Annotated in this window: 13 protein-coding genes; 10 read left to right on the forward strand and 3 right to left on the reverse strand. The window is 41.7% G+C overall.

Annotated features, from left to right (window positions below):
• Nucleotides 1-2 precede the first annotated feature (2 nt).
• The 9 genes from hemB to K8F54_RS09265 all read left to right on the forward strand — a co-directional run bounded on the left by hemB (nucleotide 3) and on the right by K8F54_RS09265 (nucleotide 6541).
• A complete protein-coding gene (gene hemB, locus K8F54_RS09225; protein ID WP_290789882.1) occupies nucleotides 3-977 on the forward strand; it encodes a porphobilinogen synthase in 975 nt (324 codons plus the stop codon).
• A gap of 9 nt (nucleotides 978-986) precedes the next feature.
• Entirely contained in the window at nucleotides 987-1499 is a 513-nt protein-coding gene (locus tag K8F54_RS09230; protein ID WP_290789883.1) for a DinB family protein, read from the forward strand.
• 65 nt (nucleotides 1500-1564) lie between these two features.
• Nucleotides 1565-1915, forward strand: a complete 351-nt coding sequence (locus K8F54_RS09235; protein ID WP_290789885.1) for a hypothetical protein — start codon at nucleotides 1565-1567, stop codon at nucleotides 1913-1915.
• Between the two features lie 103 nt (nucleotides 1916-2018).
• Nucleotides 2019-2489 carry a hypothetical protein gene (locus tag K8F54_RS09240; protein ID WP_290789887.1) on the forward strand — a complete coding sequence of 157 codons (471 nt, stop codon included), beginning with the start codon at nucleotides 2019-2021 and terminating at the stop codon, nucleotides 2487-2489.
• A 103-nt stretch (nucleotides 2490-2592) separates the two neighbouring features.
• Nucleotides 2593-3687: a CNNM domain-containing protein gene (locus K8F54_RS09245; protein WP_290789889.1), complete on the forward strand. Its 1095-nt coding sequence runs from the start codon at nucleotides 2593-2595 to the stop codon at nucleotides 3685-3687.
• Nucleotides 3687-4160 (forward strand): methylated-DNA--[protein]-cysteine S-methyltransferase, encoded by a 474-nt coding sequence (locus K8F54_RS09250; protein ID WP_290789891.1) that lies wholly within the window; start codon nucleotides 3687-3689, stop codon nucleotides 4158-4160. Before K8F54_RS09245 ends, K8F54_RS09250 begins: the two co-directional genes overlap by 1 nt.
• Before the next feature lie 9 nt (nucleotides 4161-4169).
• The gene (locus K8F54_RS09255; RefSeq protein WP_290789893.1) at nucleotides 4170-5318 is read left to right on the forward strand and encodes a serine hydrolase; all 1149 of its coding nucleotides are present in this window, start codon (nucleotides 4170-4172) and stop codon (nucleotides 5316-5318) included.
• Between the two features lie 43 nt (nucleotides 5319-5361).
• Nucleotides 5362-6075, forward strand: coding sequence for a 3'-5' exonuclease (locus K8F54_RS09260; protein ID WP_290789895.1), 714 nt, complete (start codon nucleotides 5362-5364; stop codon nucleotides 6073-6075).
• Nucleotides 6076-6169: 94 nt separating this feature from the next.
• Nucleotides 6170-6541 (forward strand): hypothetical protein, encoded by a 372-nt coding sequence (locus K8F54_RS09265; protein WP_290789897.1) that lies wholly within the window; start codon nucleotides 6170-6172, stop codon nucleotides 6539-6541.
• A gap of 75 nt (nucleotides 6542-6616) precedes the next feature.
• Here the strand turns inward: K8F54_RS09265 and K8F54_RS09270 are convergent, their stop codons facing one another.
• Complete coding sequence (locus K8F54_RS09270; protein WP_290789900.1) at nucleotides 6617-10696, reverse strand: M4 family metallopeptidase; 4080 nt, start codon at nucleotides 10694-10696, stop codon at nucleotides 6617-6619.
• Nucleotides 10697-10915: 219 nt separating this feature from the next.
• Here K8F54_RS09270 and K8F54_RS09275 point away from each other — a divergent pair, with 219 nt between their 5' ends.
• On the forward strand, nucleotides 10916-12604 hold the full coding sequence (locus tag K8F54_RS09275) for an ABC transporter ATP-binding protein (protein WP_290789902.1): 1689 nt from the start codon (nucleotides 10916-10918) through the stop codon (nucleotides 12602-12604).
• A 366-nt stretch (nucleotides 12605-12970) separates the two neighbouring features.
• On the opposite strand, the gene K8F54_RS09280 is transcribed toward K8F54_RS09275, so the two are convergent.
• Complete coding sequence (locus K8F54_RS09280; protein WP_290789904.1) at nucleotides 12971-13627, reverse strand: CoA transferase subunit B; 657 nt, start codon at nucleotides 13625-13627, stop codon at nucleotides 12971-12973.
• Complete coding sequence (locus K8F54_RS09285) at nucleotides 13627-14328, reverse strand: CoA transferase subunit A (RefSeq protein ID WP_290789906.1); 702 nt, start codon at nucleotides 14326-14328, stop codon at nucleotides 13627-13629. The genes K8F54_RS09280 and K8F54_RS09285 overlap by 1 nt, the downstream gene beginning before the upstream one ends.
• Nucleotides 14329-14474 lie beyond the last annotated feature (146 nt).

Below are 14474 nucleotides of genomic sequence, written 5' to 3' on the forward strand. Positions count from 1 at the left end.
CTATGTACCCATTAAGTAGAAATAGACGTTTGCGCACCTCCGAAGCCATACGAAGTCTGGTAAGAGAGACTAGTATCACTCCCAACGACTTTCTAGTGCCCCTGTTTGTGGTAGAAGGCAAGGGAATCAAAGAAGAAATTCCGTCCATGCCTAACTATTTCAGATATAGTTTAGACCTCCTTTCTACCGAAGTAAAAGAACTGTGGAAACTTGGGTTGAAATCGGTCTTGCTATTTGTAAAAGTGCCCGACAATCTAAAAGACAATACCGGAAAAGAAGCACTAAACCCCGATGGGTTGATGCAACGCGCTATTCATGCCGTGAAGCACGCTGTGCCCGATATGCTTGTCATGACCGATGTCGCCCTGGATCCCTACTCTAATTATGGTCATGACGGAATTGTTTCGGAAGGGAAGATCATGAACGATTTAACCAATGAAGTGCTTGCTCAGATGTCCCTGTCACATGCTGTTGCAGGTGCCGACTTTGTTGCACCCAGCGATATGATGGACGGTCGTATTTTCGAAATTAGATCGCTTTTAGAGCACGAAGGATTTCACGATACCGGGATTATGAGCTACAGTGCCAAGTATGCTTCGGCATTTTATGGCCCATTTCGGGATGCCTTGGACTCGGCTCCGGGATTTGGTGACAAAAAAACCTACCAAATGGATTTTGCCAATCGGGAAGAAGCCATTAGAGAAACCCTTATGGATATCGATGAGGGAGCAGATATCGTCATGGTAAAACCGGGGCTGTGTTATTTGGATATTGTTCGCGAAGTACGAAATGCGGTAGACGTTCCTGTTGCTGTTTATCAGGTAAGTGGTGAATATGCCATGTTAAAGGCCGCCGCTGAGAAGGGATGGCTGGATCACGATGCGGTGATGATGGAACAAGTTATTGCCATAAAAAGAGCCGGTGCCCATATCATTGCCTCCTATTTTGCCAAGGATGTGGTGAAATTAATTTCGTAAGTTTAAGACATGAAGCATCTCGCGCTAGTATTCTCCCTTTTTTGTATATCAAATGTGTTGGCACAACAAACCACTCCAAAAGAAGCCTTTCTAGAGAAATGGGAAAACTCTAAGCACTATATGATCGCCATGGCAGAAGCGATGCCGGCGGAACACTATGATTTCAAACCCACCGAGCGTCAAATGAGTTTTAAGGAACAGCTTATTCATATAAAAGGTAATATGGATTGGTTGAGCAATACCTTTTTTACTGAAAAGGAATTCAAAAAAGAAAAAACAACACTGCCGGAAACCAAAGACGAAACCATTGCGCTCCTTTCCGAAGCTTTCGATGCAACCCTGGCAATTATAAAGAATTCTTCCGAATCAGAGCTGGCGACTGTTGTCGATTTCTTTGCAGGACCGAAGAGTAAGCTGCAAATACTGAATCTGCTACAGGATCATGTAACACATCACCGCGGACAGCTGGTGGTCTACCTCAACCTCAATGAGGTGGAACCGCCAAAGTATGTGGGCTGGTAATCAATTTTCTAAATAATTAATAAAATTTTAGCAGAACGAATTTACTTTTCGCATACATTTGCTTTGTGAAAAAAGTGAAAATTCTTTCTGTTTTCTTCCTCCTGATCGCCTTTTATCTGGCATCGGGGGTGTCGGTATTCGCCAATACAGAGGTCCTTTCACAAACTACTTCCGAAGAAAAGCATTTGTTTCAAACCGATTCGCATGCAGCGGCGTTGTTTGTTGAAGAAATGGCGCCTTCTGAAGTGTTTCAGCCCGCATCCGAAAGCAATTCTTTCTTTAATAGCATCGGTATAGGTACTGCCGAGATATCCTTCAGCAATCAAAAGCGTGCAACAAGCTATCAAGCGCTTTTAGTTCGGGATCAACGAAAACTTATTAGTCAGTACCTCTTTCCGTTCCATTTTTTCTGGTAACACCTGTTTTAATTCTATTGTCTCTTTCAACTTTCTGAATAAAGTTGCCAATGGGGGCACACGTATTTCAAAAAAAAAGTAGTTAAACTTAAATTCATTAAAAATGGAAACAAAATCGTTAATCATTGATATCGTCTTATTTTCAATTATTGCAGTACCACTAGCCGTTTTAGTAATTTACACCATAAACGGTGATAAGAGAATAAAACGTAAAGTAAACACCCTGTGTAAGGCCAATAATATTGCTTTAGGGAGTTTTGACATTCACGGGAATGTGGTGCTTGGCTTAGACACAACCGCCACTAAATTGATATTGTCTAACAGAAAACAAATAGATACAGAATTTCAAATTATCGAGCTCTCTTCTTTAAAAGACTGCCGTGTAAAAACAATCAAACTTACTCCAAAAACAACAGATTGGGTGGGGTTGGAGTTGCTTGGTACAACTACTAAAAAGGACATCGCGTTTTATGAAGAGAAGGATGAGGACAATCCGGCTACCGACCCTCAGGTTTGTATGCAGCAGGCTATCAAGTGGGAGAAATTGATCAAGCCACATCTCAAGGCATCGTAATTTAAAAAAAGGGCGGTTTTAAAACCGCCCTTTTTTATTCAGCTCGTATTTTAAGAATATAAGTTTTTAAATCTTTAATTTAGTAGAAACTTTTATACTAAGAATGACCCTACTAATTGTTTACGCACTCGTTTCAATCTTTTTTTCGTTCCTGTGTTCCATATTGGAGGCAGCCTTATTAAGTTTCACTCCTAGTTTTATCAATCTAAAGTCGCAAGAAGGGAAAGGGTACGCAAAGACATTATCAAAATTTAAAAAAGATATCGATAAGCCCTTAATTGCAATTCTCACAGTAAACACTATCGCACATACTGTTGGTGCGATTCTGGTAGGTGTAGAAGCAGAGAAGCTTCCTTACAAAGTGGAATTTTTTGGTATTAATCTGGTTGGAATTGTATCGGCGATAATGACGCTGCTCATACTAATTGTTTCTGAAATTATTCCGAAGACCATTGGGGCCACCTATTGGAAAAATTTAGGTTCTTTTACAGCACTATTTCTTCAGATTATCATATTTCCCTTAAAATACTCCGGAATCCTTTGGCTGTTACTACTAACGACGAAATTAATTGGTAAGTCGGCGCACGTAAGCACTATTAGCAGGGAAGAATTTATGGCAATTACCGATGCCGCCGAACAGGAAGGTGTCTTCGCAGAAAACGAAAGTGCAGTTATTAAGAATCTATTAATTTTTAAGTCGGTTACCGCAAAAAATGTGATGACTCCTTTCTCGGTGGTGATCAGTGAGGATGAAACTATTACTTTAAATAAGTTTCATAAAAAGCATAAAAGTTTACGCTTTTCACGCATCCCAATTTTTAAAGACAAGAGTCACAATATAACCGGATTTGTGCTAAGAGATGACCTTTTAGAAGAAATTGTGGAGGAGCAGGGGGAAAAGCCTTTAAGTGAGATTAAACGCGAAATGACGGTAGTTCAGGATGATGCTCCCATCCCAGATTTGTTCGACACTTTTATAAAACAACGGGCACATATCGCACTGGTGGTTGATGAATACGGCAATACAACGGGGATTGTAACTATGGAAGACATCATTGAGACCTTATTGGGGCTAGAAATTATGGATGAAAGTGACGACATTGAGGATATGCAGGTTCAGGCCAGAAAAAACTGGGAGCGGAGGGCAAAACGGATGGGAATTCAGTTGCAAAATAATAACAAAGAAGACGACGAATAATGAAAACCGCATATATTGCAAGCCCCGTTGGGGTTTTGGAAGTAACAGGAGATGTCAAAGGTTTGGCTTCGGTGACATTTATGGATGCTTCGGAAGAAATTAGCGATGATATTCCTTCAGAATTAGAAGCTGCCGTTTCGCAATTATCGGCCTATTTTGAAGGAAAACGCACAGAATTCAGCTTAAAACTAGCTCCTGAAGGAACAGAGTTTCAAAAAAAGGTATGGAAACAACTGCAAGAAATTCCCTTTGGGAAAACCATCTCCTACCAACAAGTGGCGAATAGTTTGGGAGATCCAAAAGCAATTCGCGCGGCTGCTTCCGCAAACGGAAAAAATCCTATCGCTATCGTCATTCCATGTCATAGAGTAATTGGAAGTGATGGCTCCCTTACCGGTTATGCAGGAGGCTTATATCGAAAAAAATGGTTGCTGGAACATGAAAGCCCGGCAAAACAACAATCCCTTTTTTAAGTGTACCCTATGAAAAAATGTTTAAAATGGTGTATCGGAATTGTAATCGTACTGCTTATAACCATGTATCTAACCGATTATGATTATATTTTAAAAGGCGTTCGTGTGGTTTATTTTACCGGACACACCACCGCATTTATAGATGATCATGTGTATTTTGAAAACGAAACAATTCCGGCTAGTACAAGCCCACAACCTTGGCCGCTTCACAAAGATTATAATTCGGCTGTCATGACTGAAAGACTTTCGAAGATGAACTCCGAGTTGGGCACTGTTGCGTTTTTAATTATTAAGGACGACAGCATTTGGTTTGAAGACTACACAGAAAAATATGGCACCACCTCTCAGACCAACTCCTTTTCGATGGCCAAGAGTATTACCTCGGCCCTACTTGGCAAAGCAATTTCTGAAGGGTATATCGAAGGTTTAGAGCAACCGGTAAGCGATTTTTACCCCCAGTTTAAAGAAAGTAGCATGACCGTTGGGGATCTGTCTTCAATGTCTTCGGGCCTCAATTGGAACGAGAATTATACGAGTCCGTTTAGCGTGACAGCACGGTCGTACTACGATGATGATTTGGCTGAAACCATTTTAAATTTGAACGTGACAGAAACTCCCGGTGAAGCATTTACCTACCTCAGCGGAAATACGCAGTTGTTGGGAATGCTTATTCAGAAAGCCATAGAAAAAGACCATATAAATCTCACCAACTATCTCTCCTCCAGATTTTGGGAGCCAATGGGGTTTGAGCAGTCGGCACTTTGGCAAATAGACGATAAAGACCATCGCCTGGTAAAAGCCTATTGCTGTATTGCGAGCAATGCGCGCGATTTTGCCCGCTTCGGAAAATTATACAAGGACTTTGGAAACTGGAATGGAATACAGATCCTAGATTCAACCTTTGTAGCGACCTCGATCGTTCCACGCTTTGAAGAAAGCCCGGAATACGGCTATGGTTTTTGGCTCAGTAATCATTTGGGCAAAAATAGCTTTGTGATGCGTGGAATCCTCGGGCAATACGTGATTACCATTCCCGAAGACAATATCATCATAGTTCGTTTGGGACATCAACGAGGGGAAAAAGGAGACGATCCGTTTAGTTCAGATTTTTATACCCTACTGGAAGAAGCCTATGAAATGTTAAACGTAAATTCCTAAATATTTTGTAGTTTTAAACGTCCTCCCCAATTATTTTCAAACTATGCTTAAAAAAATGAATCTGGAACATATCCTTTTTTTGGATATTGAGACCGTTCCTCTACACGAACAATTTAAAGATCTTGAAACACCTGCAAAGGCATTGTGGGAATTGAAAACACAGTACCAACGCAAGGAAGAATTTACGGCAGAAGAATTTTACGACCGGGCCGGAATCTGGGCCGAATTTGGAAAGATAATTTGTATTTCGGTAGGATATTTTACGTTTAAAGGCGATATCCGAAATTTTAGAGTTACAAGTTTTCACGGCGAAGAAGTCACTATTTTAAAGGAGTTTAAGTCTCTTTTGGAACATCATTTCAACAAACCTCAACACCTGCTATGCGCTCATAACGGAAAGGAATTCGATTTTCCATACATCGCCCGAAGAATGATCATCAATGGTATTGACATTCCTTTTAAATTAAATCTTTTTGGAAAAAAACCATGGGAAATTCCGCATTTAGACACTATGGAATTGTGGAAATTTGGAGACTACAAGACATTCACATCTTTGAAATTGATGGCCTATGTTTTGGGTATTCCCTCTCCAAAAGATGATATTGACGGGAGTCAGGTGCGGGATGTATTTTACAACGACAAAGACATTGATCGCATTATAGAATACTGTGAAAAAGATACCATAACAGTAGCTCAAATCTTTTTACGCCTTCGGAATGAAGAACAACTTTCCGATGATGAGATTCAATCGGTATGACCCTATACTTGTATTTCGCAGGTCAAAAAGCATCCGTTTTTCGAAAATTCAGTAAAAAAATGTAGCTTTACACACATTATTTTAAATAAAAGCTATGAAAACACTAAAAAAATCAGCAAAAAAAATTGCAACATTACTTTTTATATCATCCCTTGTACTGGTAACCTCTTGTAAGGAGAACACCACCGAAACAAAGGCAGATACTACGGTCGAAAAAAGCGCTACCGAAGTAAAAGCGAGTACGCCGGCCGTTGCGGATAGTCTTGCCATGAATCCGGCACACGGGCAGCCGGGGCACAGATGTGATATTCCTGTTGGAGCACCGTTAAATTCTGCTTCAAAGAAACTCAACACCAACACCAACGATAAAAGTTCCCCGTTGCTTAACGCGGGAACCGGAAAGGCAAATCCAGCCCATGGGCAGCCAGGGCATCGTTGTGATATTCCTGTTGGAGCTCCACTTTAATTTGAATCAGTTTGTTTATAAAACAAAAGCCTCACGATTTTCATCGTGAGGCTTTTTACATATTGATGGTTGGTGTTATTCTTTGATAAAACGTTCAACGAATTTTTCATCTCCCGCATGAACCATGATTATGTATACGCCACTATCCAGTGTTGACACATCAACACGGTTGGTGAACGCACCTTTTGAAACTATTTGTCCAATAAGGTTATAAATTACATAATCGGTAGCTTCTGCTTCCAAGACTTCAACATGTAAGACAGCGCCTTCTACCGGATTAGGATAGATACTGAATACACCTTTTGACCTAGCTGAAGTATCGCCACCCATGATTCCTTGTATTGGATTACCACCGCCAATAACAACGATATAATCTTCTACCTCACCGTAGGTAAAGGATTCACAAGCGGTTGGAATTCCATTGTATTTCATGGAAACCCGCATTCTTGTCGGTCCTGCCGAAGCACCTGTTGGGACTCCAAAGCTTCCAGATACCGAAGTAGCTGTTGTAGCCGATCTTGAATAAACCAATTCGTTGGCATCTCCAAAATCACCGTCACGGTTGAAATCAACCCATACCGCATAGGCTTCCGGATAAACGGTTCCTGTCCAAGCCGGAGTAATGGTAATGGTATTACTTGCTCCCAAATTGGTGGATAACGACGTATAATTTCCATATCCTCCCGGAGATGCGCCGGTAGCATTGTTGATGCTTCCAATCTGTACGCGTTGAATGTACTCATCGGAGGTGTTATTCCCGTTAGAAGCACAATATCCGGTGGGTGGATTTCCTCCGCCACCACCTGTAGAAAGGTTGATGTTATCAATAGCTATATCGGCTTGCCAGGTAGAACCTGTAAGTCGGTTAAATCGCAATTGAACACCTCCTCCAACATAGGCAGAAAGATCGATGCTGGCACTTAGCCAAGCATTTCCTTTGTTCCCGGTCTGACTCCATAAACTGGTCCAATTAGCACCATTGTCACTACTTGCTTCCAAAGCAATACTTCCCATGTCACTGGCTCCATACATATGGTAGCTAAAGTTGAAAGTTGCTGCTGTTTCGGCAGATAGATTAAAACATGGCGAGTTTAAAATAGCCCGTTTGCTAGGATAGTTTGGTGAAGATGCTTCCACATAGACATACCATGATCCGGCAGCTCCTGTAGATGGCCCGGTATTGCTGGATGGAGTACCTCCTGAATCACGTGTCCAGTTAATATCATCTGCCGTAGACTGTGTCCATGCACCAAAAGAGCTTTCAAAACTTTCTGTATATGGAAAGGCAGCAATACCTCCGGTACAGCCACTTCCGCCACCGCCTCCGGTAGTAGTTACATTCACTGTATTACTATATCCCGAAAGGTTTCCGGCAGCATCACGTGCCCGAACTCTAAATGAGTACGCAGTTGCCGCAGTTAATCCGGTTACTTGCGTGGAAGTTCCTCCAACGGTTCCAAGATTGGTACTTCCTTGATATACATCGTATCCCGTAACACCTACATTATCTGTAGAAGCACTCCAAGAAAGATCAACGGTTGTATTTGTGATATTCGATGCGGCTAAATTTGCCGGTGTTGTAGGTGCTTCTGTATCGGGTGGTGAAGCTGTAGTAACATTTACCGTATTGCTATAGCCTGAAATATTTCCGGCAGCATCACGAGCTCGAACTCTGAATGAATAGGCCGTCAATGGTGTTAAGCCGGTAATTTGAGTCGACGTACCCGTAACGGTTCCTAGATTGGTGCTTCCTTGATACACGTCATAACCTGTTACTCCCACATTGTCCGTAGAAGCGTTCCAAGAAAGATCAACCGTCGTTTGAGTTACTCCTGAAGCCACAAGATTTGCCGGAACAGAAGGCGCCTGCGTATCGGGTGCCGATCCTCCCAAATTAACTGTGTAATCTTCCACTTCTCCGTAGGTAAACGATTCACACGCCGTTGGAATACCGTTGTATTTCATAGAAACCCGCATTCTGGTAGCAGTACCCACAGTTCCCGAAGGTACTGTAAACGAGCCACTGTTCGGAGTGTTAGTGGAAGCTGCTTTGGACCAAACGAGTTCGCCTGCATCCGAAAAATCACTATCTCCGTTATAATCTATCCAAACGGCATAACCTTCGGAATATACGGTACCTGTCCATGTTGGAGTTACCGTTATGGTATACTGCTGCCCTTCGGTTAAATCGGTTGAAATACTTGTAAAATCTGAATAGAATTGCGCACCTGAAGTATTGTTAATAGTATTCAGCTGAACTCTGCTAATATATTCATCGTTCACATTGGTACTCGCCGAAGCGCAGTAGTTCGAACCACCGCCACCGCCATAGGCAGCACCAACACCTACCGCATGCCAGGCGTTTGTAACAGCCTGTTCTTCGGCACCACCGGCGCCATACAGATCAACGGCAGCCTGAATGGCTCCTGTTCTCGCATTGGCAAAGGTAGAGTTTGAAGAAAGGTAATTGTTCAAGGTTCTGTAGGCAATCGCAGATGCTTTTGTCATTCCGATGCTGGAAACATTAAACGCATTTCCAATATCATTAGTCCCGGAACCCCCTACAACTGTAAGGTAGAACCAGTAGTTTAAAACTCCTGAGTTGGTGTGTACACCACAGTAATCATTGTTCTGCGTTGGTGTACCACAATTCGGGTTTTGCCAATACGTACCGCCGTAGGTATCCGGTTGTCCCTGAGAAGTAGGATTGCTCATAGAGCGCAAAGCGGCCGAACCACTTCGTCTATCGATCTCATCTCCTATCAGCCATACTGCTGAAGTTGGATTGGTATCACTTCCATTCCCCTTGGCAAAATGCTCCACGGCAGCCCCCCAAATATCTGAGAATCCTTCATTTAGTGCCCCAGATTCTCTTTGATAGGCCAGGTTTGCTGTGAATTCGGTTACGGCATGTCCAATTTCATGCGCTGCTACATCGATTGAAGTGAGTGCGTCGAAACCATTACAGCCTTCGCTAACACAGGATCCATCTCCATAAGACATCACCGATCCATTCCAAAATGCGTTGTTGTAATTATTGTCTACATGTACATAACTTCTAATTTGCGCACCTGCATTGTTGTAACTGTTTCGGTTGTGTTTTTGTTGCCAATAATCGTAGGTCATCATGGCGCCCCAATGTGCGTCCAAAGCGGCGTTATCCTTATCGGCATTGTTGTGCTCTGCTGAAGTCCAATTATTATCATTATCGGTGAATTGTGCATAGTTGTTCACATAGGGATACGAACCTCCAGGTGCCTGATTTAAGGCATCACGAGTATACACTTTCCTTCCTGCATCCGATAGGATATAATTACTTCCACTCAGTGCTGTTTCTATAGTTCTCGATCCGCTATAACGAGTGGCTCCAGTACCACTCACTAGGGCAAGGTAGTCTTCGTTGGCGATCCGTGCACAGTATTCCGCTTCGTTCTCTACAGTTACAAAGATCTCACCTACGTGTCCAAAAGTACTCGCGTGCTTGATAATGGCATTGTAAAATAAGGCCTGCCCGTTTTGAGCGTCAATATATAATATACCTCTACTCATTGGGTTGGTTGCGAACATATCAAATTTATACGCCAATCTATAGGTGTTGATATCGGCCACATCGCGGCCACTGTTGAAGTCGGGAAGAATGACTAATTCACCTGTTGGCTTTTTATAATTATCCATTTCTTTGGCGGCCTCGGGGTATTCCCACATATAATTTTGGGCACCTATATGAGAGAGCGCTCTGTTAAACGCCTGGGTATTGCTAATCCCGGGACTTACGTTAAAATCTTCAATTGGATAGTATTCTGAACTTAAGGACTGAATTGCGCCATTTTTACTATGCACAATTAAGGTTCCAAATTCAACTTTCACACCATTGTAAAACTGTTGTAGTTTTTGATGTGTGAATCCTAAATTGTCTTGTTCTTGTTTTACGGTTGCAAAGGAAGTTTGAGGGGAGGGATTTAATACTTCTTTGAACAACTGTGAGGAATTTTGAAGTGTAAAATTCTGTGTTTCATCCAATACCAAAAGGCTGGGTGGCTTTTTTACATTCGTCTTTTCATCACTCTTGTTTTGGGCAAGGATGGTTGTTGTACCCACCATTAAAACAAGTGCTGAAAGTGAAAAAAGAAAAATCAATTTACTAATGTTTCTCATAAGGAATTAGTGTTTAGGTTAATAATTAGTGTTTATTTTTAATTTTCGCCATTAAAAGAACATTTTTAATGCGAATAATAAAATTTTTTTCGATGAACGACATTAAGAATTTATTAACAATTATATTCCTACAAAGCAGTCTTACTTTTTAATTCCCAGTGTTTTAGTAGATTAAAGAATTTTTAAGAAAGAATCGGACAATTTGCTACCTTTGAAATTATGTCAGAAAAAACGCTGCTCGCAGTAAAAAACCTCTCTATTTCCTTCGGAAAAAAGAAAAAAAAGGTCGAAGTAATTCACGAAATTTCCTTTTCTGTCGCTGAAAATGAAATACTTGGCATTGTTGGAGAGTCGGGTTCGGGCAAATCGGTTACTTCATTGGCCTTACTGGGATTGCTTCCGAAGAAAACAGCGTTGGTATCGGGTGAAATTCTCTTTGAAGAAAAAAATCTCTTAAAGGAACATGAGAAAACGCTTCGAAACTTCCGCGGCAACGAAATTGCCATGATCTTTCAAGAGCCCATGAGTGCTCTAAACCCTTCATTGAGTTGTGGATTTCAGGTTTCAGAAATTTTACAGCATCACAAAAAAGTATCTCCTTCCGAAGCAAAAAAAGAAACTATTTCCCTATTTGAAAAAGTTAAACTGCCACGCCCTCGAGAGATCTATAACAGCTATCCCCACCAAATAAGTGGCGGACAAATGCAACGTGTTATGATAGCCATGGCCATTGCCTGCAAACCCAAACTCCTAATCGCCGATGAGCCTACTACTGCCTTGGATGTTACGGTACAAAAAGAGATTCTACAGCTGTTGAAGGAGCTTCAGAAAGAAACGAAGATGAGTATGGTTTTTATTTCACACGATCTGGGTTTGGTCTCCGAGATCGCCGATCGGGTTGCGGTGATGTACCAAGGCGAGATCGTGGAAGTAGGAAGTGTTTTTCAAATTTTTAAAACACCAAAAAATGAGTATACCAAAGCCTTGTTGGCTTCTCGCCCTAGCCTGGATGTGCGTTTTGAAAAATTACCCACCATCGCATCACTGGCCGATAAAAGCTTTGTCCCAAAAGTAGTAAGTGCGCAGCAACGGGCGCTTCGGCATAAAAAAATATATACACGCGCTCCCTTGTTGCAGGTACTCAATCTAGAAAAAGAATATTATAGCAATGCGGGTTTGTTTCAGAAAAAAAGCGTCATTAAAGCAGTTGACCAGGTGAGTTTTAATGTTTTTGAAGGCGAAACTTTAGGCTTGGTAGGTGAATCGGGTTGTGGCAAATCTACCTTGGGGAAAGCGATACTTCAGCTCGAAAAGGCAACTGCCGGCAGTATAAAATATTATGGAAAAGAACTGACTAAGTTATCGGCTTCTGAAATTAGAAAACTTCGAAAAGAGATCCAGCTGATATTCCAAGATCCGTACTCCTCGTTGAACCCAAGACTCCTTATTGGGGAAGCACTAATAGAGCCGATGGAGGTTCACCATATATTGAATTCAAAAAAGAAGCGAAGGGAACGGGTTTTACAATTATTGGATCGGGTAGGCCTGGACGAAAGTTTTTATTACCGTTATCCTCACGAACTGTCCGGCGGACAGCGACAACGTGTGGGTATTGCCCGAACCATCGCCATGGAACCCAAATTGGTCATCTGTGACGAATCTGTTTCGGCATTAGACATTTCGGTTCAAGCACAGGTGTTAAATTTACTGAATGAGTTAAAAGACGATTTTGGTTTTACCTATATCTTTATTTCACATGATCTTGCCGTGGTAAAATACATGGCAGACCAGTTATTGGTGATGAAGGACGGAAAAACGGAAGAATTAGGAGATGCCGATGAAATCTATGCCAATCCAACAAAAGCATATACAAAGCGGCTTATCGACGCGATTCCGAAGGGGCTATAAAAAAAGTCCCGTTCTAACCTCACAAAGAACGGGACCAACTATTTGAATCATGAATGATTCGGGGGTAATGTACTCTCTGAAAAAAATTACATCAATAGAAAAACTTTTTTCGCAACATACAATACGTTTCTTAATAGTCGCATTGTATTTTTAACCGATTTAATAAGAACTTGCATAGTAGGTTGGTTTATTTTATTTGGGACTGCTAATATGTAAACATTTTCAGTAAAATACGTTAAAAAGCATATTTATTCGATGAAATACGTGTTTTTTTAACTATTCAAATATAATTTTAGGATTTTTCCTACGTATAGGAAATAAAAAAACCAATGTTTTTACATTGGTTTTGGGAAGAATTTTATAAGACTAGAGGGTCATTTCAGGGATTTCTCCCTCTATAATCAGGTTGCCTTCGGTGGCCGCTTGTATGGTTTCCACCGAAACGCCCGGGGCTCGCTCCAAGAGTTTAAACTTACCATTGGCAATCTCCAAGACGGCAAGGTCGGTGACGATCTTCTTCACACAATTCACTCCGGTTAACGGCAGTGTACACTCCTTTAAAATTTTTGATTCTCCTGCACGATTGGTGTGCATCATAGCGACAATAATATTTTCGGCTGAAGCCACCAGATCCATCGCTCCACCCATCCCCTTGACCATCTTTCCGGGAATCTTCCAATTGGCTATATCGCCGTTTTGCGATACTTCCATGGCTCCCAAGATGGTTAGATCAACATGCTGACCGCGAATCATGGAAAAACTCATCGCTGAATCGAAAAACGAAGCTCCGGGTAAGGCTGTAATGGTTTGCTTTCCCGCGTTGATAAGATCCGGGTCTTCCTCCCCTTCAAAGGGAAATGGCCCCATTCCTAAAATTCCGTTCTCACTTTGAAATTCGACATTAATATCGCTACGCACAAAATTAGCCACCAAGGTTGGGATTCCTATGCCCAGGTTCACATAGTAGCCATCTTTCACTTCTTTTGCGATGCGCTGTGCAATTTGTTCTTTAGTTAATCCCATTAGTTTCTCTGTCTTACAGTTAGTTGTTCAATTCTCTTTTCGTATTTAGCTCCTTGGAAAATACGTTGTACAAAAATTCCGGGAATATGAATATGGTTTGGATCTAAAGTGCCTACCGGCACTAGTTCTTCCACTTCGGCCACCGTTATGGTAGCGGCGCCACACATATTCGGATTAAAATTTCTGGCGGTTCCCTTAAAAATAAGATTGCCGGCGGCATCCCCTTTCCATGCCTTTACAAAGGCAAAATCTGCCTTAAAGGCCACTTCCAAAATATGCATCTTTCCATTGAACTCGCGTGATTCCTTTCCTTCACCCACTTCGGTCCCATACCCGGCAGGGGTATAAAAGGCCGGAATCCCGCTTTGGGCAGCTTGACAACGCTGTGCCAAAGTTCCTTGCGGAATTAATTCAACATCCAACTCGCCACTCAGCATTTGTCGCTCAAATTCGGCATTCTCCCCTACGTAGGAAGAGATCATTTTTTTTATCTGGTGTTTCTGAAGCAATTGCCCCAGTCCGAAATTGTCCACTCCGGCATTATTCGAAATACACGTCACCCCTTGTACATTGCGGCGTACCAATTCGGCTATCGCATTTTCGGGGATGCCGCTCAATCCAAATCCACCTAGCATAAAGGTCATGCCATCTTTTACGCCTTCACAGGCTTCGGAAACGTTAGAAACTGTTTTATTGATCATAGAATATTCTTTTCTGAAGGCCCCATTTGTTATATTAAATTCGGGCTATTTATGTCACGGGGTTATACGTTTATAAAAATACTGAATTTGCTTTAGAATTACTTCCGAAGCAAATTCATTTTAAAAATAAACCCGAGGTAACCATC

This window comes from Altibacter sp. (assembly GCF_019913785.1).
In the GTDB taxonomy this organism is placed as follows: Bacteria; Bacteroidota; Bacteroidia; order Flavobacteriales; family Flavobacteriaceae; genus Altibacter.